General features: G+C 39.8%; 24 protein-coding genes. 12 read left to right on the top strand and 12 right to left on the bottom strand.

Annotated elements, in window-relative coordinates:
* The first annotated feature begins 162 nt into the window (after positions 1 to 162).
* Together B9A58_RS17960 and B9A58_RS17955 are read left to right on the top strand one after the other, a co-directional pair.
* The gene (locus B9A58_RS17960; protein WP_139793970.1) at positions 163 to 699 is read left to right on the top strand and encodes a Crp/Fnr family transcriptional regulator; all 537 of its coding nucleotides are present in this window, start codon (positions 163 to 165) and stop codon (positions 697 to 699) included.
* 35 nt (positions 700 to 734) lie between these two features.
* The gene (locus B9A58_RS17955; protein ID WP_139793969.1) at positions 735 to 1265 is read left to right on the top strand and encodes a hypothetical protein; all 531 of its coding nucleotides are present in this window, start codon (positions 735 to 737) and stop codon (positions 1263 to 1265) included.
* 79 nt (positions 1266 to 1344) lie between these two features.
* On the opposite strand, the gene B9A58_RS17950 is transcribed toward B9A58_RS17955, so the two are convergent.
* On the bottom strand, positions 1345 to 3495 hold the full coding sequence (locus tag B9A58_RS17950; RefSeq protein ID WP_084374253.1) for a transglycosylase domain-containing protein: 2151 nt from the start codon (positions 3493 to 3495) through the stop codon (positions 1345 to 1347).
* 128 nt (positions 3496 to 3623) lie between these two features.
* A complete protein-coding gene (locus B9A58_RS17945; protein WP_084374252.1) occupies positions 3624 to 5912 on the bottom strand; it encodes an FdhF/YdeP family oxidoreductase in 2289 nt (762 codons plus the stop codon).
* Between the two features lie 99 nt (positions 5913 to 6011).
* On the opposite strand from B9A58_RS17945, the gene B9A58_RS17940 reads away from it, so the two are divergent.
* The 4 genes from B9A58_RS17940 (at position 6012) to B9A58_RS17925 (ending at position 8857) form a co-directional block, all read left to right on the top strand.
* Positions 6012 to 6668: a LysE family translocator gene (locus B9A58_RS17940; RefSeq protein WP_245827109.1), complete on the top strand. Its 657-nt coding sequence runs from the start codon at positions 6012 to 6014 to the stop codon at positions 6666 to 6668.
* Between the two features lie 75 nt (positions 6669 to 6743).
* Positions 6744 to 7400 (top strand): alpha/beta hydrolase, encoded by a 657-nt coding sequence (locus tag B9A58_RS17935; RefSeq protein ID WP_084374251.1) that lies wholly within the window; start codon positions 6744 to 6746, stop codon positions 7398 to 7400.
* The gene (locus B9A58_RS17930) at positions 7397 to 8236 is read left to right on the top strand and encodes a TolB family protein (RefSeq protein WP_084374250.1); all 840 of its coding nucleotides are present in this window, start codon (positions 7397 to 7399) and stop codon (positions 8234 to 8236) included. The genes B9A58_RS17935 and B9A58_RS17930 overlap by 4 nt, the downstream gene beginning before the upstream one ends.
* 51 nt (positions 8237 to 8287) lie before the next feature.
* The gene (locus B9A58_RS17925; protein ID WP_084374249.1) at positions 8288 to 8857 is read left to right on the top strand and encodes a pentapeptide repeat-containing protein; all 570 of its coding nucleotides are present in this window, start codon (positions 8288 to 8290) and stop codon (positions 8855 to 8857) included.
* Here B9A58_RS17925 and B9A58_RS17920 read toward each other — a convergent pair.
* The gene (locus tag B9A58_RS17920; protein ID WP_084374424.1) at positions 8854 to 9510 is read right to left on the bottom strand and encodes a DUF4159 domain-containing protein; all 657 of its coding nucleotides are present in this window, start codon (positions 9508 to 9510) and stop codon (positions 8854 to 8856) included. The two genes, B9A58_RS17925 and B9A58_RS17920, sit on opposite strands and share 4 nt — an antisense overlap.
* Before the next feature lie 77 nt (positions 9511 to 9587).
* Here B9A58_RS17920 and B9A58_RS17915 point away from each other — a divergent pair, with 77 nt between their 5' ends.
* Together B9A58_RS17915 and B9A58_RS17910 are read left to right on the top strand one after the other, a co-directional pair.
* Positions 9588 to 10178, top strand: coding sequence for a sugar transferase (locus B9A58_RS17915; protein WP_084374248.1), 591 nt, complete (start codon positions 9588 to 9590; stop codon positions 10176 to 10178).
* A gap of 3 nt (positions 10179 to 10181) precedes the next feature.
* Positions 10182 to 11330 (top strand): aminotransferase class I/II-fold pyridoxal phosphate-dependent enzyme, encoded by a 1149-nt coding sequence (locus B9A58_RS17910; RefSeq protein ID WP_084374247.1) that lies wholly within the window; start codon positions 10182 to 10184, stop codon positions 11328 to 11330.
* Here the strand turns inward: B9A58_RS17910 and B9A58_RS17905 are convergent.
* The 4 genes from B9A58_RS17905 to B9A58_RS17890 all read right to left on the bottom strand — a co-directional run bounded on the left by B9A58_RS17905 (position 11299) and on the right by B9A58_RS17890 (position 13840).
* Positions 11299 to 11754: an RES family NAD+ phosphorylase gene (locus B9A58_RS17905; RefSeq protein WP_084374246.1), complete on the bottom strand. Its 456-nt coding sequence runs from the start codon at positions 11752 to 11754 to the stop codon at positions 11299 to 11301. The genes B9A58_RS17910 and B9A58_RS17905 overlap by 32 nt on opposite strands.
* Positions 11751 to 12176 (bottom strand): MbcA/ParS/Xre antitoxin family protein, encoded by a 426-nt coding sequence (locus tag B9A58_RS17900; protein ID WP_084374245.1) that lies wholly within the window; start codon positions 12174 to 12176, stop codon positions 11751 to 11753. The genes B9A58_RS17905 and B9A58_RS17900 overlap by 4 nt, the downstream gene beginning before the upstream one ends.
* A 63-nt stretch (positions 12177 to 12239) precedes the next feature.
* Positions 12240 to 13136 carry a DUF6089 family protein gene (locus tag B9A58_RS17895; RefSeq protein ID WP_084374244.1) on the bottom strand — a complete coding sequence of 299 codons (897 nt, stop codon included), beginning with the start codon at positions 13134 to 13136 and terminating at the stop codon, positions 12240 to 12242.
* Positions 13137 to 13222: 86 nt separating this feature from the next.
* The gene (locus tag B9A58_RS17890) at positions 13223 to 13840 is read right to left on the bottom strand and encodes a class I SAM-dependent methyltransferase (protein WP_084374243.1); all 618 of its coding nucleotides are present in this window, start codon (positions 13838 to 13840) and stop codon (positions 13223 to 13225) included.
* 142 nt (positions 13841 to 13982) lie between these two features.
* Between B9A58_RS17890 and B9A58_RS17885 the strand changes: the two genes are divergently transcribed.
* The gene (locus tag B9A58_RS17885) at positions 13983 to 16604 is read left to right on the top strand and encodes a tetratricopeptide repeat protein (protein WP_084374242.1); all 2622 of its coding nucleotides are present in this window, start codon (positions 13983 to 13985) and stop codon (positions 16602 to 16604) included.
* Here B9A58_RS17885 and B9A58_RS17880 read toward each other — a convergent pair.
* From B9A58_RS17880 to B9A58_RS17865, 4 genes are all read right to left on the bottom strand, one after another.
* Positions 16601 to 17944, bottom strand: coding sequence for a serine hydrolase domain-containing protein (locus B9A58_RS17880; protein ID WP_084374241.1), 1344 nt, complete (start codon positions 17942 to 17944; stop codon positions 16601 to 16603). The genes B9A58_RS17885 and B9A58_RS17880 overlap by 4 nt on opposite strands.
* 180 nt (positions 17945 to 18124) lie before the next feature.
* Positions 18125 to 18739 (bottom strand): ATP-binding cassette domain-containing protein, encoded by a 615-nt coding sequence (locus B9A58_RS17875; RefSeq protein WP_084374240.1) that lies wholly within the window; start codon positions 18737 to 18739, stop codon positions 18125 to 18127.
* Complete coding sequence (modB, locus tag B9A58_RS17870; protein ID WP_084374239.1) at positions 18733 to 19410, bottom strand: molybdate ABC transporter permease subunit; 678 nt, start codon at positions 19408 to 19410, stop codon at positions 18733 to 18735. The genes B9A58_RS17875 and modB overlap by 7 nt, the downstream gene beginning before the upstream one ends.
* A 59-nt stretch (positions 19411 to 19469) precedes the next feature.
* Entirely contained in the window at positions 19470 to 19706 is a 237-nt protein-coding gene (locus tag B9A58_RS17865; RefSeq protein ID WP_084374238.1) for a hypothetical protein, read from the bottom strand.
* A gap of 84 nt (positions 19707 to 19790) precedes the next feature.
* Between B9A58_RS17865 and B9A58_RS17860 the strand changes: the two genes are divergently transcribed.
* Complete coding sequence (locus B9A58_RS17860; RefSeq protein WP_084374237.1) at positions 19791 to 20384, top strand: HAD family hydrolase; 594 nt, start codon at positions 19791 to 19793, stop codon at positions 20382 to 20384.
* Positions 20385 to 20399: 15 nt separating this feature from the next.
* Here B9A58_RS17860 and B9A58_RS17855 read toward each other — a convergent pair whose 3' ends face one another.
* On the bottom strand, positions 20400 to 20642 hold the full coding sequence (locus tag B9A58_RS17855) for a hypothetical protein (RefSeq protein WP_084374236.1): 243 nt from the start codon (positions 20640 to 20642) through the stop codon (positions 20400 to 20402).
* Positions 20643 to 20901: 259 nt separating this feature from the next.
* Between B9A58_RS17855 and B9A58_RS17850 the strand changes: the two genes are divergently transcribed.
* Both B9A58_RS17850 and B9A58_RS17845 read left to right on the top strand, forming a co-directional pair.
* On the top strand, positions 20902 to 22548 hold the full coding sequence (locus tag B9A58_RS17850) for a dipeptidyl-peptidase 3 family protein (RefSeq protein ID WP_084374235.1): 1647 nt from the start codon (positions 20902 to 20904) through the stop codon (positions 22546 to 22548).
* A gap of 88 nt (positions 22549 to 22636) precedes the next feature.
* Positions 22637 to 23518 (top strand): alpha/beta fold hydrolase, encoded by an 882-nt coding sequence (locus B9A58_RS17845; protein WP_084374234.1) that lies wholly within the window; start codon positions 22637 to 22639, stop codon positions 23516 to 23518.
* Positions 23519 to 23581 lie beyond the last annotated feature (63 nt).

Raw genomic sequence — 23581 nt, 5'->3', positions numbered from 1 at the left:
TTACAAATGTAGACTACTTAGTTTTAGCTAAAAATGACGGTTGACAAAGCATAACATGCTTTATCACAAATGCTAATCTGCTAAAATGCAGTAAATAGATATTGATGACAGCCCCTCATTTAGGGATGGTTATATTTGTTGTGATAGAGAAAGTATATGATCATGCCAATCGCACAGCCTTACAAATTCGTGGATTCACTGCATCAGACCTTGGTGTTGGAAAAAGGCGATTATTTTATCAGGCAAGGCTATTTGAATCAAAAGATTGGTAGTATTGAACAAGGAGTGGTCAGAGGTTTTGTCTATGATCAGGACAGCAATGAAGTCACCACACATTTCTACCATGAAGGTGATATTCTTTCAGGAAATTTTATCCCCAATGTAGCAGCTACCATCAATTTGCAAGCAGTAGAAAAAACTACTATCTCCATGGCAAATTTCTCTGAAGTTATGTCTCACGTCAACAAGAATAAAGAGATCACTGATATTATTAATAGAGCTTTTGAGAAAATGAATCAACAATTGCAATCCCGTTTGGTAGCTCTGGTCAATCTGGATTCCATTGAAAAGTACAAGCTGTTTTTAGAAGAATATCCCAATCTCATCAACCGCATTCCACACTATCTGGTGGCAAACTTCCTCGGCATTACACCCACGCAACTCAGTCGGGCTCGCAAACGATTTTCTCAACAAATGTAAATGCAATTGAGATAGGCACGAGCCAATTTTGCCTCATGAAACATTTAATCATATTAGCAACCCTATCTCTGATGGGATGCAAAAAATCAGAACTCATGAATACAAGACCATTTGCAGCAGAAAAAATTAGCCAAACAGCATCTTTCATTATTGACGAGAATATAACACTTGTATTTCCCCTGTTCGATGCTTTTGAAGAGCGAAAATGGGAGCCAAGCTGGAATCCAAAATTGATTTATCCTGAGACAGAAGTGATAGAAGTAGGCACTACGTTTTCAATTGATGGAGATAATAAAGAACCAAGTTGTCTGTGGAGGGTTATACAGTTCGATCCTGCATCTTACTTTATCCAGTATTTTGTATCCACTCGACATCGCGATTGGACTATATCCGTCAAGTGTGAATCCGAAGCTGAAAACACCCAAACAAAGGTTAGCGTGACTTATACTTTCATTGGTTTGACACCTGAAGGTAACGAACTGAATCGTACACACATCAATCAGATGTATCAGCAGGATTTACAAGACTGGAAGCAGGCGATTGACAATTACTTGTTCGCTTCATAGCTTAGTGAAATACCATCAGCTCAAATCCTCTATAAGGTGTAGTTTGTATGTCATGATTTAATATCAATCTGGAAATGACTCACTTCTTCTTCTTAAAAATATCCCAAAAGCGTTTCTTCTTTTTGGGTTCTTCCTGAGCATCTTCAGATTCTTCTAGCCCAGTGTCTTTGTTTTTTTTTAGTTTTTTCCTAAAGGTCTTTTGTAAGAAGTTGTCTTCCTGAAAGAGCTCGCATGTTAGGTCATTTGTAAAAGGAAAGGAACTATGCAATTGTTTGCTCAGCTCTGGGTCAGCGTTTACTTTTTGGTAGAATTTGGACCAAATGGGTAAGGCCATGTTAGCCCCCTGACCATCTTTGATATTACTGAAGTGTAAACCAGGATTGTCCGCACCTACCCATACCACTCCAAGCCAATCAGGCGTATAACCTACAAACCAACCATCCGCATGGTTTTGTGTAGTGCCCGTCTTAGCAGCTATTGCTCCTTGAATCCCATACCAACTACGAAGCCTTCTGGCAGTTCCCTGATTGGCCACAGATTGCATCATGTTAGTGATTTGTCTGGAGACCTTCTCTGAAACTACACGTTCAGACGCATCCAGTATATTGGAGAAAAGAACCTGCCCATCTGCATCTTCTATGCGAGTGATGATCACCTGCTGATGCTGCCAGCCTTCGTTAGCAAACGGAGTATAAATGTTGCTTATTTCTTCTACAGACATGTTAGCCACACCTAGCGCTATGGAGGGCACTTCTGGCAAATCACTTTTGGCACCCAAGCTTTCTGCAAACTCGATTACATCTTCAATGCCAGATTCCATCAAGAGTTGCACACTGATGGTGTTGATAGAGTGAGTAAGTCCACCAAGAATGGAATAGCTGCCCGTATAGTCACCATCCGAATTTTGTGGCGTCCAGCCATCATACTGAGTATATTGGACTTGTCTGTTGGGAATAAAATCGCAAGGTTCATAGCCATCTTCCAACGCCTTGGCATAAACTATTGGTTTAAATACTGAGCCTACTTGTCGCTCGGATAAAATATGATCGTACTGAGAAGTTTTGAAATCACGTCCGCCTACCCATGCGAGTACTTGCCCGTTGTGTGGATTTGTGATTAAAAAACCAGACTGTAGAGTGGCATCTATTTCAGCTGACCACTTGCCTTGTTGTTTCAGGTCAGTGTCAAAAGCTTTTTGCAGATGGTCAAGATGTGCAATGACAGCCTCTTGAGCATATCGCTGCATGCGTGAGTCTATAGTGGTATAGATTTTCAGGCCATCTGTTTCCAGGCTGTAAGATTCTCCTTCTTTATTGGAGTTTTCATCCAACCACTTTTGGGTACGTTGTCTGAGGTGTTGGGTCAAGTGCTGAGCTGCTGAGGCTTCACTAATGTTTCTGTTGTAGTTGAGTTCCAGCGGAAGTGCTTTTAGGATTTCAGCAGAGTCAGGAGACAAATACCCTTCCTTTGCCATTTGACCCAGAACCACATTGCGTCTGGTTTTAGACCTTTCAGGGTTGAGTCTGGGATTATAGGAATGAGGGGCTTTTAGCATCCCAATCAGTACGGCAGCTTGTTCAGTCTTAATATCACCAGGAGAGGTAGAGAAAAAGCGCTCACAGGCAGTTTTGATACCATAAGTATCTTCACCAAAGGAAACCGTATTGAGATACAATTCAAGGATTTCGTCTTTGGAATAAACCTCATTCAATTTATTGGCAATTGCAGCTTCACGAGCTTTTACTGCTGGCATGGTCATCCAACCATGCGCTTCACGTCCAAAGACATTTTTAACTAGCTGCTGGCTGATTGTACTGCCACCACCCGCATTTTGACCAAGAATGATGGATTTCACCAATACTCTGAGCATGCCTTGATGATCCACACCATGATGTTCGTAGAAACGGGAGTCTTCAGTCGCTACTAGTGCATGAATGAGGTCAGGAGAGATGCTATCTATTTTCACCTCAGAGCGATTTTCTAGAAAGTACCTGCCGATCAGTTTGCCATCCTGACTATAGACTTCAGAAGCTTGGGAGTTGATCAGGTTTTCTAGATCTTCATTACTTGGAATGGGTCCAAATACACCTGAATGTACGGCGCTGAAAAACAAGATAAAAACCACTAATGCTACAACCAATAGCCGTAAAGACCAATTGATCAGCAGGCTAAATGTACTGGCTTGATTTACTTTTTTTCCACTGGGGTTCTTTCTCTTCTTATTACTCATACACTGGATAATCGAACGCAAAACTCACGAAAAATTGTGTGGGTTTTAAACCTTCTGATTAGAATTTATTTGCGAGTTGTGAGGAGTCAAAGTTCTATCAGCGTGACTTGTCTGAAAAACCCAATAGGCTAGGTGTGAACAGACACTTCCACAAATTTCGAAACGGGTGTATTACTTTCTCTGGCCACATGATTGATAGGTACCAGCACATTGGTTTCAGGAAAGTAGGCCCCCAAACAGCCCTTGGCAATGTTGTAAGGAATAATTTTAAAATTTCTGGCTTCACGGGTTTCTTTTCCATAATGACCAGTCAGATGAATCACTTGTCCTTTTTCAAATCCATGATTATCCAAGTCTGATGGGTTCATCAAAACTACCCTTCGCTCGTTGTGAATACCTCGATACCGGTCGTGCATACCATAGATGGTAGTATTGAATTGATCATGAGAGCGTATGGTCATTAAAATAAAGTGGTCTGGATCAATGTCATTTTTGGGTAATGGATTAACCGTGAAAATCGCCTTTTGAGATTCAGTATTGAATTCCCCATTTCTAGACCCGTTAGGTAGATAGAACCCTCCTTTTTTTCTGACTCTTTGATTGTAGTCATTGAAGCCAGGAATGACGGCCTCAATATGGGTTCTAATGATGTCATAGTTTGAGATCATTTCCTGCCAATTGGTTTTGGATTGGGGTAAAGAGGCCAGTGCCAATCCAGCAACTATAGCTGGCTCACTTTTCAATGCAGAGGATGCAGGATCGAAACTTCCCAGACTTTGTTGCACTACCCCCATAGAATTTTCTGTAGTGACGAATTGTTGCTTGCCATTTTGTTCGTCTGCTTCTGATCTGGAAAGACAAGGAAGAATTATGGCCTCCTCTCCAGTCACTAAATGTGATCGATTCAGTTTGGTAGAGATTTGAATAGTCAGCTCGCACTTCTTCATGGCTGCACCAGTAAACTGACTATCAGGAGTGGCAGAAATAAAATTGCCTCCCATGCTGATAAAGACTTTTATCTTTTCGCTATCCATGGCTCGAATAGCATCTACTACATCATAGCCATGGCTTCTTGGGCTTTTGATATTAAATCGTTCATCAAGTTTTGTCAGAAAGTCCTCTTTTGGTTTTTCCCAAATGCCCATGGTTCTATCACCTTGCACATTGCTATGTCCACGAACTGGACAGGTGCCTGCCCCAGGTTTGCCTATACTCCCTTTGAGTAAAAGAATATTCACAATTTCTTGCACATTCTCCACACCGTTTTCGTGTTGGGTCAGTCCCATTGCCCAGCAGAAGATAATTTTTTTCTTTTGAATTAAATAGTCTGCAAATTTCCTAACCTGTACATCAGTAAGGCCACTTTCCAATACACATGTGCCATAATCTGATTCATGCAGATGATTAATCAACTCTTGATAGTTTTCACATTTTCTTTCGATAAACTCATGGTCGAAAACCGTTCCTGGTCGATCTTCTTCTGCCTTGAGCATGAGTAGCAAAGCTGCTTTGAGTAGGGCAACATCCCCATTGATTTTTACCTGTAAGTAGAGGTCTTCCAGTTTGGTGCCACCTTTCAATATTTTTAGTGGATTTTGTGGATCAATGAAAACATTGGTGCCAGCTTCATTGATAGGGTTGATCGTTACGATAGAGCCACCATTCTGCTTACATTTTTCCAATGCAGCGAGCATGCGTGGATGATTCGTTCCAGGGTTTTGCCCAATGACCACTACCAAATCAGATTGGTAAATATCTTCTAATGTCACAGACCCTTTGCCAATCCCCAAAGTTTTGCTTAATCCCGTTCCACTGGATTCATGACACATGTTAGAGCAGTCTGGGAGATTGTTCGTGCCAAACTCCCGAGCGAATAACTGGTACATAAAAGCCGCCTCGTTGCTAGTGCGGCCGGAAGTATAGAAGGCTGCTTCATCTGGACTGCTTAGTGATTGGAGTTTGTTTCCAATTTTCGTGAAGGCCTCATCCCAGGCAATAGGTTGGTAGTGTGAGCTATCCTTTGCTAAGTAGAGAGGTTCTGTGATGCGCCCTGACTTACCAATTTGAAAATCGCTCCAGCAGCTCATTTCTTCCACACTGTGCTGTCTGAAAAAATTGGCATCAGCACGTTTTTTGGTGGCTTCCTCTGCAATGGCTTTGGCACCATTTTCACAGTATTCGCCTAAGGCAGAGCGATGATAGTCAGGGTCTGGCCAAGCGCAGCCTGGACAGTCAAAGCCGCCGTGCTGATTCATTTTGTTCAGTACCTTAAGCCCATCAATAATTCCCATTTCCTCACTGATATGCTTCATGGTAGAACTTATTGCAGGCAGACCCACGGCACGCTCGGGTGCGTCATGATATTTGAGCTTTGCGAACTCTTCTGGTGGGATTATGGCAACCTTTCTTGTATTCATAAGTTGAAGTTAAACGAAAGTGAATGGAAAGTAAAGTGTGTGACATTTGATTCACTTTGAAATTCTAATTTATATTTATCCGAAACAAACCGTATACCCATGATTTTTCCAAGCCCAGAAAACATCCTATTGTTCATCACAGCAGCAACTATTTTGATTGTAGTACCAGGGCCAGCTGTGTTGTATATCATGATGAAAAGCATGGAGCAAGGCTATAAGGCTGGATTGGTTTCTGTTCTGGGAGTTGGACTGGGTGCTATGATTCATGTGATAGCAGCTGCAGTGGGGATCTCGGCTTTGCTGGTGGCTTCGGCCACTGCATTTTCTATTTTAAAATACGGAGGCGCCATATATTTGATTTATTTGGGCATTAAAAAATTGACTGATAAAGTTACGCCTATAGTATCTATTCAGGCAGAGAAGAAATCGCTAAGTAAAATATTCTATGAAGGGATTATTGTGAACACCCTGAGTCCTAAATCAGCTATTTTCTTTTTTGCCTTTTTGCCCCAATTTATCAATGCGGATCGCGGAGGTACCACTTCTCAAATCTTGTTTCTTGGCTTGGTATTTTTGGTAATAGCCTTTGTAAGTGATATGTGTTATGTGCTGCTATCTGGTAAGATAGTGAAGTATTTCAAGTCCAGTATACGCTTCATCAATATTCAAAAGTACCTCAGTGCCACTATTTATATTACACTCGGTCTGCTAACATTAATGGTCAATAAGCCAGATAGTTTTGGTAGAACTAGGTAAGTACGTTTTATCCCAAAGTTCACGATTCGTCACTTTCTGATTAACTCGTTCGTTCGAGGTGAGTAAAATAGAGGTATGAAGAAAATTTTGAGTGCCTTATCTATGTTGGTGATTGGATGCAGTGCTTTAGCACAATCTGAACTGATCACCACCAAAACTGAATCTGGTAAAACTGTTGAGTTCATTTTGCATCTGCCTGGGTCTTATGATGCTGGAAAGGATTACCCTGTGGTGGTAGGGCCTTCAGAATTAGAAAGTTTGGAAGGTTCTTATTACTGGAAAGACTTTAAGTCTAACGAGTCCTGGATTTTGATTGATGCACCTATTTATTTGGGTGTCGGGCAGATCGAAGCATTGATAGCCATTCGAAAATATCTAAAAGACAATTATAGTTTAGAAGGGGGCAAGTTTCATGCAGTATGTTTTAGTGCCAACAGCTCACCAGTCTTTAAGTTAGTGATGGCTGCACCAGAACTGTTCCATTCCGTTACTGGCATGCCAGCTAGTGTATCCGCTTCTGACACCAATTTCAAACGGCTTGAGGAGGTGAAAGTACAGTTGTTGGTGGGAGCGGATGACGGCTATTGGGTGAGGAGCAGCAAATCCCTGCAATCAAAATTAAAATCTTTAGGTATTGATTCTCGACTAGAAATATTCCCTGGCATAGGGCATTTTCTACTGAATATTAGAGGCCAACCATTATTGGATAGATTAGATAAATTGAGGCCATGAAAAAGATATTGACTATTCTAATTTTCTTAGTTCAATCAGCTTATGCTCAGCAGTATGAGATTTTATTTACCAGACAGGTAAATAATAATGACAATATTTATTCCATCAATCAGGATGGAAAGTTGAAACAAATCACTGACCACCCAAGGAAGGACAGCAGCCCTGTAATGTCTCCTGACGGGAAGTACATGGTTTTTACCTCAGAGCGAAAAGGCTGGTGGAAGATTTGGTTGATGAATCTGGAATCAGCCAACTTTCAGCAATTGACAGATGCCAGTAGTGCTGAGTACAGCCCATCCTGGTCTCCGGATGGTTTACGGATTGTATTTGTGTCGAGCAGAAATGGTGGGTCGGAAATATTTACGATGAATTCGAATGGTGAAAATATCAGGCAAATTTCCGAAGGAGGAAATTGCACAATGCCTTCTTGGGCCTCGAACGAGCGCATTTATTATTCAAGCCAAGTATCGGGCGATTATCAAATCTGGTGTATGAAACCTGACGGCACAGATAAAGACCAATTGAGTTCTGGGAAGAGTGACAAACTAATGCCTCAGTTGTCGCCTGACCAAAAGCATATTTTGTACTATGGCAACCAAGACGGAAATATGGAAATCTACAAGATGAATATAGCTTCAGGTAAAATCCTACGCCTAACGAATGATCCTCTCCTGGACATCAGGCCAAGATGGTCTCCTGATGGGACATGGATAGTATTTGAGCGCGGTAACAAGCGAGATAATCAGCAAATATTCATCATGAATGCAGACGGTACTAATCAAACAGAACTGACCCGATCCGGCTATAACTACGCGCCTTCATTTGTGGTTCAATGATTTTGTTGTTTAGCTTATTCATGCCCATATTGCTAGGCTAAATAGCCTACAATGATTGAATCCTTTTACGACCAAACCTTTGAAAATATAGATTACTCCCAAGATGTCTTTCCTGAAGGGGAGTATGAGAGCTGCACTTTCAAAAACTGTTTATTCAATGCCGTGAATTTATCTCACCGGGTTTTCATGGAATGTGAATTTGTGGATTGCGATTTTTCAGGTGTAAAATTAGGAGATACTGCATTTAAAGATGTGAAGTTTGTTGGTTGCAAATTGCAAGGAGTTGATTTTTCATCCTGCAACCCTTTTTTATTAGAAATGAATTTTGAAAAGTGCTTGATGAATTTGACTTCCTTTTATCAACTTAAGTTGAAAGGAACAACTTTTAAGTCTTGTACTTTGGAAGAAGCAGATTTTGTAGAAGCAGACCTGACCGAATCCAAATTCTTAGATTGTAAATTGACCAAGGCTCAATTCGACAATACCAATTTGGAAAAAGCTGACCTCAGAACTGCGCTGCATTTTTCCATCAATCCCCTGAACAATAAAATTGCTAAGGCCAGGTTCTCAAGGGATGGATTAATTGGTTTACTCGATACATTTGATATTCGAGTGGATTAAAAATTCATAAAAGCATAAGACAAGATGTTAGCACCCATTTTTAATGCTTCCTGTCTTTTGCTTTCTAGGTCATTGTAAATGGACTGATCTTCCCACCCATTGCCCAAATCAGATTCATAAGAATAGAAACACACCAAACGCCCTTCAAAGATTAAACCCAACCCCTGAGGTGGCTTACCATCATGCTCGTGAATTTTTGGGAGGCCATTTTCAAACTTGAATTTCTGATCATAAATGGGATGATTGAATGGCAATTCCACAAATTCCAATTCGGGAAAGACCTTCTTCATTTCCAAGCGGATGAATTGATCCATGCCATAGTTGTCGTCAATATGAAGGAAGCCACCTGCAATCATATATTTCCTTAGATTTTCTGCTTGCCGTGAATTGAAAACTACATTGCCGTGCCCTGTGAGATAGATATAAGGATATAAGAAGATATCTGGGCTACCTACTTCGACCACTTCATCTACTTTGTCTAAATCCATTCTGAGGTGTCTGTTACAGAACGACGCCAGATTGGGTAAGGCTGTTTTGTTGGAGTACCAATCACCACCACCATCATACTTGAGTTTAGCGAGTTGGACTTGGTTCTGACCAAGAGAACCAAAGGAGATAAACAGACAGGAATAGAGGAGTAAGTACTTTGTCATAATTGAAGGATAAACGTAATATATTTGTTTGAGATATGGGTTCGAAACCATAGAAAGATTTCTATAATCAGACTAAAATGATTCCTTGCTATAAATCTGTGAAATTGGTGATTGATAAGCTGGCTGCTTTGGTATTGCTGGTCTTACTATTTCCACTTTTACTGGTTTTGGTTGCTTTGGTTTATTGGGATCAAAAATCCATTTTTTTTAAACAGCAACGACCTGGACTGCTAGAAGAACCTTTTCTATTATTGAAGTTCAAAACCATGAAAGATGGCGTAAAACGCGATTCACAAAGAGTCACTATGTTGGGCAATTGGCTGAGAAAGTATTCATTGGACGAATTACCACAATTGTGGAATGTGCTGAAGGGTGAAATGAGTCTGATTGGTCCTCGACCTTACTTGTTGGAATACTTGGACTTGTATTCAGATGTTCATAAAAAACGCCATTGGGTTTTGCCAGGCCTCACTGGCTGGGCGCAAGTGAACGGAGGTAATGAATTATGTTGGGAGAAGAAACTTGATTTGGATGCTTTTTATGTGGATCATTTGAATTTTTGGCTGGATCTGAAAATTATATTAAAAACCATCACGCTAATGGTGAAGGGCAAGCGCAAGGATTTACCTGACTCAAAGTTTATGGGTTACACAGAAAATATTGGCTGATCTTTGAAGCAAGAACGAATCTACTTATCGCCCCCTCATCAGACCGGAGATGAAATTAAAGCTTTTCAAAAAGTATTGGATACTAATTGGTTGGCGCCCATGGGGCCGGATTTAAGGCGGTTCGAAGAAGAAATATGTCAAGCGACTGGTTTCAAGTATGCAGTAGCCATGTCATCAGGAACGGCAGCACTTCATCTGGGGCTGAGAATTTTAGGTGTGTCGACAGGAGATGTGGTTCTTTCTAGTGATCTCACCTTTGCCGGGGCTGTCAACCCTATAAAATATCAAGGAGCCACACCTGTTTTTATAGATGCGGAAGCAGAATCTTGGAATATAGACCCAGGATTAGTTGAAGATTATTTATCCAAAACCAAAGAAGTAAGAGCCATCATACCTACTCACCTGTATGGGATGCCTGCCGACGTAAAGCGGTTGAAAAAAATAGGTAGAGATCATGGCGTCAAGCTTCTGCATGATCTTGCAGAATGTTTGTCAGGCACTGTCAATAGTGAACAAATTGGCAAAATAGTTGATCGTGGGATACTGTCCTTTAATGGCAACAAACTGATTACTACATCAGGAGGAGGTGCTTTTGTGACCAATCATAAAGAAGAAGCTGACCAAGCCTTGTACTTGGCCACACAGGCCAAATCAAGTACGTTTGACTATCACCATGAAACAGTAGGTTATAACTATCGAATGAGTAATGTACTTGCCGCACTTGGGCTATCACAAATCAAGACCCTGTCCGAACGTGTAGAAAAGAAGCAGCAAATTTTTGAAACTTACCAATCTGCCTTAGTGCCTCTTGGGTGTGAATTTCAAATGGAGGCCAATGACATAAAATCGGATCGTTGGTTGACCTGCATACTGTTTAATGATAAGATGGATGTGGACATTGAATCTATTGTTCACCAAATGAATGCATTCAACATAGAAGTACGTCCATTATGGAAACCTATGCACCTACAGCCTGTTTTCGATAAAGAAAAAGTGATAGGTAGTGATATTTCTAAAGGTTTATATAAAAGAGGGCTCTGTTTGCCTTCGGGGTGTGGACTTACAAGTGCACAACAATCTTTTGTGATAGAAAAATTGAAATCAGTTTGCCTCTACTCGGTTAATTTTCGGGAAAACGATGATCCCAGATAAAATCGGCAATTTCCTTGAGTTTAATGTGTTTGTCAAAATTTGGATGGGCTGTGTTCAGTATAAAATTTGATTCTTGCGAGATGATGGCAGATGGCACTCGAAGAACCAAAGATTTTTTTGACTGATACCAGAGACTTCCAATTTGCTGTGTGATTGGGTAAGCAGATAATTCATGCCAGTCAGGAGGAAGAGAATTAGTTGAAAGATCTGTAATTTCTGGCCTGTCTAAAATCTCAATATGCATGATTTTGAATGTCCCACTAGGTCGAATACCATTGGTATGGGCGAGTAGTTCTAGCGCGCATAAGGAAATGCTGCCTGATGCGTAAATGACATGCTGATCACGCTGATTCCATCGATTGGGTCGCCCGGAACTAACCAGCTGATGGGCAAAACGTTCATGACATACTCGATAAACCATCATACATTGTCTCCATACTGTATGGCACTCAATCTTTGGTCTACATGAATAATTCCACTGATGGTATTTAGAAAATGTAAGGGAGCATCATTATCAAAATAAAAATTAACCTTGCTCAGCCATTGATTAAATTTTGTGCTTGTACCAAATACAGCAATCCCATGCTTAAAAAGTGATAGCATGGCAAGCACATGCTCTTGTACATGAGGTTTGATGGGTGATGGTGCTAATTTATAAGATCTAAAGGTCTTTGTATTCATATTGAGCGTGGAGGAAAGGATGTCGTCTTTTAAGCCAGACAGATCCTTCAATGCGCCAATATGAGCAGAATTAATGTTGTTCTTTCTTACAGCATATAGAATGTCTGGCTCTGAGACTATTTCTGGAAGATCGAGCGATAAGGTGTATGGTTTTGTTTTTCCCATACTCAAAGATATACATTTATCCTAGAATAAGTAAACTTACCCTATTAAAAAGGTAAAATTACCTTAATCGTAAGCTGAGGGTTTGCCCAGGATTTTTTCTTTTCTTTGTCTGCCGTTTTTAGCTCTGAATAAGTCCTGAGGCAAATACAATTCAATATTGATATTTACTAAAAAGTAGCCATCATATTTGCTATTGCCTCGTTGTGCGCCCGGCACTAAGGTATCATAAGCTTCTTCATTGATTTCTGGCACTTCATTTTTTCTGTTGCTCAAAGTGGCCTCAATGGAGCCGTCATCAAATGGGCCTGCAAAATTTCCATATACATCATCCAAATAACCTGTGAAAGTGAATCGATAACCCAGATCGAGAGATAAATTGAGAAACTCGTTCAATGCTGCTTTTACTCCTAGGTTGACTGGTATAATCCATGCTGATTTCCCATAAGACTCAGTTTCAGTGCCTATGTCTCGCAAGTCATACGTGGTTGTCACATCATTAACATCCGTGTAGTCAGCTTTAGGATTGTAGTAGGTTTTTCCAAATCCAGCAGCCAGATAGGGCTCATACGTTCGTCTCTTGTGGTACTTGCCTCTGTATTTCAAAAAATAGTAAACCCCTTCTACTTGCCACTCATAGTTAGTAGAATGGAAAGAAAGGTTACGCTGTCGATTGAATGAACTGTCGCTCGCATTTTTGTCAGTGCCTTCCAATTTGTATCTGGAGAATTGAACCCGTGCACCTATTCGTGTCAGTAGTCTGGCCTCAATGCCAAAATTAAGATGAGACAAGCCTTTTGAAAAGGGACTTCCATTCGTCAAGTCTCCCACATAGCCCGTCCAGCCTGTGCCTGCATAAATTGAAAAATATCGATCATGCAGTTGCCATCCCAAAAAGCTTTGAGACTGACTGACCAAAGAGGTCAGAACAAAAAAGGAAAACAGAATTATTTTTTTCAACATAAACACCTGCACAACGCAGTAAATTTAATGCAATCCTTGAAAAGATAACGGGAGGACGGGTGCATTATGTTATAAATGTCAATTTTCTATTGCTCAGTTTTTTTTAGAATCAATGTAGTCATACATCGTTGATTTTCTACCACCACAGTTTTTACAGGTTCAATTTTGACGTACCCCAGATCGAAAAGCATGGTATTAATCATTTTTTTTGTAATTAAAAACCGTTGACTACCGTCTGGTAAATGATATAATCCATTCGATAGTTTTTCATGCCCTTGCAGTCCAATGTCTGAGGTCATTCTGATGAAAAGTATTCCGTCAGCTGCCAATACTCTGTCCAATTCTTTTATCATCTGCCAAAAGTGCTCTTCGGATTGGGCAAAGTGTAGTACAGCAGAGCATATTACATAATCAAATTGATTTGCTGAATAGGGGAGGTCTGACAATTTTCCTATGAGAAAATTGCTCTTAGGGTATGTCGAGTACGTTGAGCCTACAATGAACTGTAACATTCGAATGGCATCAGCATTTTGATCTATTCCCTGAACGTCAAATCCATTGTTTAGAAAATAGATCAGATTTCGTCCCTCTCCACAGCCAGCATCTAAAATTTTGGCATCTGTTCGTATTTTGTTTTTCAAGACTTGATCCAGCAGATACAAATCTATATTTCCTAAAAATTTATTGAGTTGCTGTATGGTCATTGAATGGAATTGACGTTGAGGTAATGATGGCGAATTTATGATATAAAGTTTAATTGAGATATAAGCTCAAAACTACCACTAGGGCTCCTAATGCAGACAGTTGTGTGATTGTCTCATAGACTCTATGTAATTTAGCGACAGTATGAAAAAAGGTTTTCTTTTCTTCTTCATTTTCTTTTTAAGCTGTGTTTCCTCTCAAAACCTTTTTGCTGAGAAAACTAAGCAGGCCATGCGCGCCTATGAAAAGGGTGATTTTGAAAAAGCAGAGGATATCTTGACCAAGTCCATGGAGGAAGATAGCCTCAATCCTGCTACAGAGTATGTCTGGGCTTTGCTTTATTCCAATGATGCTTATCCAAAGTACCATTTAGATACTGCTCATTTTTATATTGAATTTGCTTGTGAGCACATCAAGGAGCAAGACGAAGATCATTTGGATGAATTGGAGGACGCTGATCTTTACGTATATGATTTGAAAAACAAGAAGATTGCGATTGACAGTATGGCATTTGCAGTGGCCTCTACTAAGAACGACATTGAGGCCTATGAGCATTTCATACAATTGTACAATGATGCAGCTGATTTTGATCAAGCCGTCACCCTAAGAAACCAATTGGTTTTTGCTGAAGTAGAAGCTGTGCATACTTGGCAAGTTTATGCCGGTTTTATGCGCCATTACCCAGAGGCCAATCAAGTCGAAAAGGCGCAAATTCAATATGATAAGCTGATCTATGAGGATAAAACTCGATCGGGAAAAATAGAAGACCTTGAGAGATTTTTAAAAGAAGAACCAAGTACACCTTATAGACACTCTATCGAAAAGAAAATTTTCGAGGACTACGTGGGAGAGTTGGATTCGGATCGTATGATTGATTTTTTTAATAAGTATAATAACCCTGTACTTGCCACACGAACCTTGAATATGCTTTACTATCTGGACAGAATGACTTTTTCTGGTTTGGAAAATGATCTAAAAATCAAATCCAATTTCATGGATTCTGTGAATCAGTTAGAAGAACTCAATAAGGAATCATTAGCCATTGCTTTGCGCGATGAAAATTTTCAATTTTTGGATCTTGAAGGGCGAGTGTTTTTAGAAGGGTCTTATCAACGAGTTCAGGACAACTACAAATGTGGGAGTGTTTGGGATGAGTTGCTTGCTGTAGAATCTGAGGGTGCTAAACAGCTGATCAATCGTAATGGAGATGTCATCTTTGACGGTTATGACGGGCAGGTTGAGGATTTGGGAAGTGGGTTATTGGCAGTGGAAGAAGGAGGAATGGTTGGTGTAATCCATAAATCTGGATTCCGACTTTTAAGCCCTGGCTATGAGGATCTGGAACTTGTGGAGAACAGTCTGCTGGTTTTTGAAAAAGAGGGCAAACTGGGGGTGATGTCAGTGACTGGCAAAGAATATATCAGACCAGCATTTGATGATATTTACAGAAAGGGTTCGTTTTGGATATTCCAACAAGGTGAAAATTTTGGAGTTTCGAGCAGAGAGCAGATCAAATTAGCAAGAGACACGTCATTTGAGGTGGAATTGCTATTTGAAGAAGTTGAACTCATCAATGATAAATATATTATTGGGTTTCTAGAAGATGCTGAAGTGTTGCTGAACCATCATTTGGAAGTGATTACACCTGAATCAACAAGAAGAATCAACACCCGTCACGAAACATGGGTGATAGAGATGGATGAGGGCTACACCACATTTGACCCCGAGCTTGGCCAGCTTTCTTCAAATGTTTATCAAGGTGTGCTGCAAAACGCTGAATGGCTTGGACTTACCAGAAACGGAAAATGGTTTGTCTATAACAAGAATATTTATGATGAACCTATCATTGGTATTGACTCTCTTAAGCTCTTGGGCGAGGATATTGCTATCGTTTTTAGGGAAAAAGATGGTTTGGCTATTTTCCCTAATAAGATGGTGGTAGAGATTGTTGAAGATCAATACCTCAAGTCAATAGGCCCAAAGATTCAAACAGACACCCATTATTTGGTTGTGAAAGAAGGAGGTAAGAACATTCTATACAAGGATGGAATTGAGCAATTTAGATTGGAGTGTGATGAGCTTGGTTATATTTCTGATAGTGCTTTTTACGTAAAGAAAAATGGCAAATACGGAGCGGTTGGTAGGGATGGCCGTTTGATCATGCGTATTAGGTATGATGCCATAAGCGTCGCCGAGAATAACGTGGCCCCAGTGCTGTACAATGGGAAATTTGGAGCTTATAATTTCACTGACCGGGTGCTTTTAAGATTGGATTATCAGGAAAAAATCAAATCGTATAATTCTGATCTTTTTATTGTAAATGAAGATGGAAAATATGGCTTATTGGATAAATACAATGAGATTAAAGTAGAACCTGGATATGAGCAAATAGCCTACTGGTCTGATTCTAGTTTTTTGGGACTTAACCATGGCTTTTGGCAAATAGTAAAAATGTCTGATGGCCAAGTTGTTTTGTCTGATGTGCTTTACTACGAATTCATTAAAGATTCGCCAAGCGAAAAAATCTTACTGATTAGAAAGGAAGAAGGATACGGTATATATCATAGCAAAAAAGAGTTGATCATCCCAACAGTATTTCATGATGTGATGAATTTGGGTAATGATGAAGTACAACTCTACTTTACAGAAACTGCTGTGCCTGAGGCCGATATCTATGTGGTGGTTTATTATGACACTCATGGCAACAAACTATTCTCAGAAGCTTATAGAGAAGAGGTGTATGAAAGCCTGGTGTGTGAGGATTAGTAATCTTTATCTACTGCCTCGATCACCTGACCGTACCACTCATTAAAATCAAAGTCACCTCTTTTGTAAGTCACACCTAATCTGACAATGACTAAATCTTTAGATGGAATAATCATTATTCGCTGACTATGAAAGCCATTCATACTGTATGCATCCAATGGAACATTAGGAAAGTGCCCACCACTATTGATCCAAAAATGTCCGCCATATAGTTGCTCAGATCCTGCGGCTGGTTCTTGGACGAATGATATCCAATTCTCAGAAACTATTTGCTCTCCTTGCCAAACACCATTTTGAAGATAAAGCTGACCGATTTTAGCCCAGTCCCTGGCTGTTGCCCAAGCGTACGAAGAGCCTACAAAGGCTCCAGTAGCGTCTGTCTCAATGAGCATGCTGTACATACCTATCCGATTGAATAGACTGTCGTATGGAAATCTCAAATAGTCATCCTTGGTCTTAAAAAATCGTCTCATCTGACTAGAAAGTATATTGCTGGTGCCAGAGGAGTAATTCCATAGTGTGCCAGGGGTGGATTCTGCTGGCACGCTTAGTGCGTATTGACCAATAGCATCACTGTTGAATAACATAGTGACTGCATCACTCAGGTCTGCATAATCTTCTTTCCAGCGAAGTCCACTGTTCATCTGAAGCAAATGCTTCCAGGTTATGCTGGATCGTTCATCGTTTTGCCATTCAGGTATTTCAGTGACTGATTCTATGTCTAGCTTATGCCGATCAACTAGTAGGCCTATAAGAGTGGAAGTAAGGCTCTTGGTCATTGACCATCCTAGCAGGGGCGTGTTTTGATTGACCTCTGGAGCATACTGTTCACCAATCAGTTTGCCTTTGTGCAAGACCACAACCGCACGGGTATTTTTTGTAGGGCTTCTAAGGTCGACTTCTGTGAAAGCCTTATTTATAGCAGTAGATAAAGCTGATGAGGTTGGTTTCTTTCTGTTGTCAAACCAGTTGAGGAGACTGTCATCTGGCGTTTTGTGCAGTTTGAGGTTTGTGCGATAGGCATCTTTTGGTTTTAATTCCGTCAGCAAAGCACATCCCAGTCCCTCGCGATAAACTGCAGTCTTTTTTTGTAATCCAAAAACAGAAGCAGTAACAGTTTGTTGTGCCGTATCAATCTCGAACTTCACCAAATTAGCTGGGCTAAAGTTTAGTTCTTTGGCGTAGATCGTTTCTTTATCAAGCCCACCTATGAAAGTGCAAGAGCAGGCTATTTTGGCGGAATAACCAGACATGATGACAAGTTTGGGGTAATAGGTGAGTACCCCTGCCACAAACCCACAAGATAGGGTGGCTATAATTATCCATTTAAAAATTTTCATAAATCATCTAGATTCAATTGGTGACATTCTATTAGCACTAACTTAGTGCTTGACGCTTATATTTTAAAGTGGTTTTGATAGAATCATTTTATTTGACTCAAAACATAATATTGGTCATCTTGAAATCCGTCAATAGGCAACTTCAAATTTAGATGAAAGCTAGAGTAAGCTGGATCGAATTTATTCTTCTTGAAACATTATGATTCGATCTGTGAAAAATTCTAAATCGGCATGATCATGGCTGGCAATGATGGCTATTTTTCTTTGATCTGAAATGTAGGATTTTAGAAATGACTTGATCTTATTTTTAATTTGATCATCAAGCGCAGCAAATGGTTCATCCATTAACAAGATGCTTGGATTGTAGGCAATGGCTCTACCTATAGCTGTACGCTGTTTCTGCCCGCCCGAAATTTCAGTCGACTTTTTGTCTAGAATATTTTCGATATCCAATGTCGATATGAGTTGTTGAAAATCCGACTCAGAAACTCTTCGGGCATACTCTAGGTTTTCCTTCACTGTCAGATTTGGGAAAAGCGCAAAATCTTGGAAGACCATGCCTACTTCCCTATCTTTTGAGAGTACCTGATTTTTTTCTATTCCAGAGTTCCACAACTTCCCATCACAATCGATAGTACTTTGATTAGACGGCTGGAGCCCAGCAATGACTTTCAAAAGTGTGGATTTACCAATTCCAGATTTACCATATATACCCAGCGTTTCACCTGGTAGAACTTCATTGTTCAACCGCAGCTGATAGCTTTTAAAATTTAGTTTTATATCTAGCTTCAGCATATAATTGGGCGAGTTGGATTCTTTTGGATATACTGAACTAGAAATAAAACGATGAATGAGAATCCTAAAAGTACAGCAGCGTACTGGTTGGCCATTTCATAATTCATCCGCTCAAGTTCATGGAATATTGCAATAGAAGCTACCCTGGTTTCTCCTGGGATATTGCCTCCTATCATCAAAATCACACCAAATTCTCCAATGGTATGCGCAAAAGTGAGGATGGCAGCTGATGTAATAGAAGGACGTACATTAGGTAACAGAACTTTATAAAAAGTCTGCCATTTGGTTTTGCCAAGTGAATAAGATGCTTCTGTTAGGTTGTGGGGTAAGTTTTCGATAGCTGACAAAATCGGATTAACCATAAAGGGGAGGCTAAAAATGATTGATGCAATCAAAATACCTTGAAAACTAAAAGCAAGTCGGGTGTCGAACAAGGCATTCCAGACTGTACCAAGCATACTATTAGGTTGGAATGCCAAAAGCAAATAGAATCCTAAAACAGAGGGGGGTAGAATCAGTGGCAGGGCAATAATGACTTTTAGAAATTTTTGTCCAAAAAATCTATTCATAGACAAACCATATACAACAGGTACGGCCAGAAAAAATAGGGAAAAGGTAGTGATAAGTGCTAATTTGCTACTCAGCCAAAGTGGGGTCAAGAAATCTTCCATTGAGTCTGTGAAGTTATGGAATGCAGATGTAAAAGTGAATTTTCATAGGTAGAATAAAGCTATTTGTCCATCCATTTGTCGCATCGGCAATCATACCAATCATCCATAAAGGCTTTGTATTCCTGGAGAAAAGTTTCAATGGCTGCCAATCCTTTTGTTATTTTCTTGGCTTCGAGCAATATAGGTTCGTCCAGTGATGGATCCTCAGTAATCTTATGTGCTACACACCATTCTTTGAGTTGGGCTTTCCAAGCCTCTTCCTCTTTAAATTTAGTTGTAATTCTAAGATCAATCATAGGCTATAAGTATTAACAATTATCTAACGGAAAAGGATTGATTGTTGTGACGTATCCATTTAGGTTTGTAGCAAAAATAAACGAATGCAGACAATAAATATCCCAGTACCATCAGACGTAAAAGGACTGATTTTTGATATGGATGGCACCATCCTCGATTCTATGCCTTTGCATCACGACGGATATAATCATGCACTCGCACGGTATGGTATTCATTATCCTAGAGATATATTTGAGAGCCGTGGAGGTATACCTACCAGAGATACCATGAGTATCATACAAGAAGATTATGGAATTGTGAATTTTGATATTGAGCGAGCGCTGGAGGATAAAAAAGCATTTGTGGAGCGTAATCTAGAACGTACCCAAATGATAGAGCCAGTATTCGAAATCATTAAGGACTATCACGGAAAATTGCCAATGGCTATAGGCACTGGTAGCAATAGGAGGGTAGTGAATGAATTGTTTGAGCGCTTCTCACTTGGACAATATATCGAACATGTAGTCACAGCTACCGAGGTCACTCAGTACAAACCTCATCCAGAAACTTTTCTGAAATGTGCTGAATTAATAGGAGTTCGACCTGTGGATTGTGCTGTATTTGAAGACGGAAAACCTGGCATACAGGCTGCAAAAGCCGCAGGTATGAAGGTTGTTGATGTGACTAAATACTTGTGATAAAATTTAAAGCAATTAGGTGCTTGTTTTTTTGCCTTTGTTTTTTCCATCTATCCATTTGCCATCTTTGACCTGGCCTAGATAGTTTACTATTTTACTTTTTTCATATTGCTTAGTGGCAAATTCTATTTCGGCCATGCTGTTTCTACGTAATTTAATCGCAGAACTAGAGCCTTTTGTTCTTAATTCAATGTAATATCCTTCTTTTAGTGCTACTGGTTTTGTTGCTGGTCTTCCTTTTTGCTTTTGCTCCGCCATACTTAAAAATTCTAGTTTATGTAACTAACAAACGTGAATTGTCAGTTATTAGTTTCTTTATGGAATATAACCCGATTTTTCTAATTATCTAGGTTTTGTCCAATTCATTTCGTTCGATACAGCAAAAAACGTACCTAAACACTTGGCTTGATTAAATTCAGATGGATTATTCTTGAATTAATTCAATATTGATGGAATTGGCTTTTTAGATTACTACATTCATTTGTTATCTTCACCATCTATCAAAACCATTATCCAAATGAAAAATTTTAGTATCTACCTGACTTTGAGTGTCGTGATTTTTTCCTGTTCACCAAAAGAAACACCAATGAAAAAACCGTCCATTGATATAGTGAGCAGAGTCAATGAATATGCAGAATATGCCCTGACAGCAGATTTGAGCCAATTATCTGACAACCAGCGCCAAATGATACCAATACTTATGGAGGTATCTCAAATAATGGACGGACTTTTTTGGAAAGAGGCGTATGGTGATAAAAATGCATTGTTGGAAAGCCTGCCCGACGAAGCTACTCGTCAATTTGCGACCATTAATTATGGACCCTGGGATAGACTTCGAGGTGATGAATCTTTTGTGACCGGAGTAGGTGAAAAACCGGCAGGCGCGCAATACTATCCGGAAGATATGACAAAAAAGGAGTTTGAAGACTTCAAAGACCCTGACAAAACGAGCCTTTATACACTGATAAGGAGAAATGAAGCAGGTGAATTATACACGGTACCGTTTAATGTGGCGTTTGCAGAAGAGGTGAATCAAGCGGCTCATCTTTTAAGGCAAGCCGCTGAATTGGCTGATGATGAAGACTTTAGTATTTACTTGAGTTTGAGAGCTGATGCACTACTTTCTGACGATTATTTAGCAAGTGATTTAGAATGGATGAACATGAAATCGAATAGGATTGATTTTGTGGTAGGTCCTATTGAAAACTATGAAGATAAATTGTACAACTATAAAGCTGCTCATGAAGCGTATGTGCTGATCAAGGATATGGAATGGAGCGAACGACTGGCAAAGTTTGTGTCTTTCTTGCCAGAACTTCAGGAAAACCTACCAGTAGCAGACGAATATAAACAGGAGTCCCCGGGCACAGATTCAGATTTGAACGCTTATGATGTGGTGTACTATGCTGGAGATTGTAATGCAGGAAGTAAAACCATTGCAATCAATTTGCCAAATGACGAAAGGGTACAGCTTGAAAAAGGAACGCGTAGGTTGCAATTGAAAAATGCCATGAGAGCCAAGTTTGATAAAATCATGGTGCCAATTAATAACCTTTTGATTGATCAGTCACAGCGTAAGCACGTGACATTCGACGCGTTTTTTGCGAATACCATGTTTCATGAAGTGGCACATGGCCTGGGTATTAAGAATACACTGAATGGAAGTGGTACGGTTAGGCAGGCACTCAAAGAACATGGATCCGCATTGGAAGAAGGAAAGGCTGATATTCTGGGACTGTATATGGTTACGCAGTTGCAACAGAAGGGTGAAATAGAGGGTGAGTTGATGGATTATTATACCACATTCTTAGCTGGTATTTTTCGTTCTGTAAGATTTGGGGCAAGTAGTGCACATGGTAAAGCCAACATGATTCGATTCAATTATTTTAAAGAGCAAAATGCGTTTTCGTACAATCCCGAAAATGGAACCTACAAAGTGAATTTTGAGGAGTTTCAAGCGGCAATGAACTCTTTGTCTGGTGTCATATTGAAATTACAAGGTGATGGAGACTATGCGGGTGTGGATGCCTTGTTCAAAGAAAAAGGAATAGTGACTCCAGAGCTACAGACTGATTTGGACAGAGTGGGGGCTGCTGGAATCCCAAGAGATATTGTATTTAAGCAGGGGATTGAAACCTTAGGTCTTCAAGCCGACAATCTGTAGACAACTCAAGTAGCTAAGGTCTGCATTAGTATTAAGATTTAAGTCCACTTATTCGAGTGGACTTTTTTGTTCAACTAACTTTTTCATTATGAAACAGCTCTCAAGCCTCTTAGTCATAGGAATACTCATGACATCTTGCCAATCGAACAAGGAAGCATTAAGGGAAATTACAAATGAGGCGTTGATTACAAATCAATCCAAGATCAATTATTCTACTTGTGGGGAAGGTGAAATAGCTCTGCTGTTTGTACATGGCTGGAATATAGATAAGTCTTATTGGGATGTTCAGCAATCGAAGTTTTGTAAGGATTATCAGGTGGTCACTATGGATCTACCAGGCTTTGGTAAGTCTATAAATACGAGAGGAGTGTATTCAATAGATGCTTACGCCAATGATGTAAAGGAACTAATCAATCATCTTGATTTGAAAAAAGTAGTCCTGATTGGCCATTCTATGGGTGGGAGAATTGTTTTAGAAGCAGCCCAGAATAATGGGGAAATTGTCGCTTTAGTTGGGGTGGACAATTACAAGGAAGTTAGGCAAAGACTGACAGAAAAGTTGCAAGCTGAAGCTCATGGTTTTGTAGAATGGCTTCAGACTGATTTTGCAATCAATGCTGTAAGTTATGCAGACCAGTACTTGATTCATCCCAAGACAGATAGTATCGTAAGAAATAGAATCGTGAATGATTATCAAACAGCTGATCCAAAGGCCTCAGTTCCTGCTATTTTGACTTATTTCAATTACCCATATACTGAACAGGAAAGACTTTCTAATTTGGATGTTCCCTTGTACATCATTTCGAGCGACATGTCTCCTGTGGATACCATAGGGTTACGAAATACTGCTTTAACCTATAAGGTGTTTGAAATGAGCAAAACTGGGCATTTCCCTATGGTGGAGCAACCCGAATTATTCAATCAGTATTTGACAGAAGCTCTGTTAGAAATAAAAAGTATCAAAGAATAAACATCATGATATAGTTCTATTTATTCTTTATATATTTTTATAAATAATTAAATTTTGTCAGAC

The organism is Reichenbachiella faecimaris (genome assembly GCF_900176375.1).
In the GTDB taxonomy this organism is placed as follows: domain Bacteria; phylum Bacteroidota; class Bacteroidia; order Cytophagales; family Cyclobacteriaceae; genus Reichenbachiella; species Reichenbachiella faecimaris.
The sequence above is the reverse complement of the archived record's forward strand: the minus strand, read 5'-3'. Positions and strand labels throughout refer to the sequence as shown.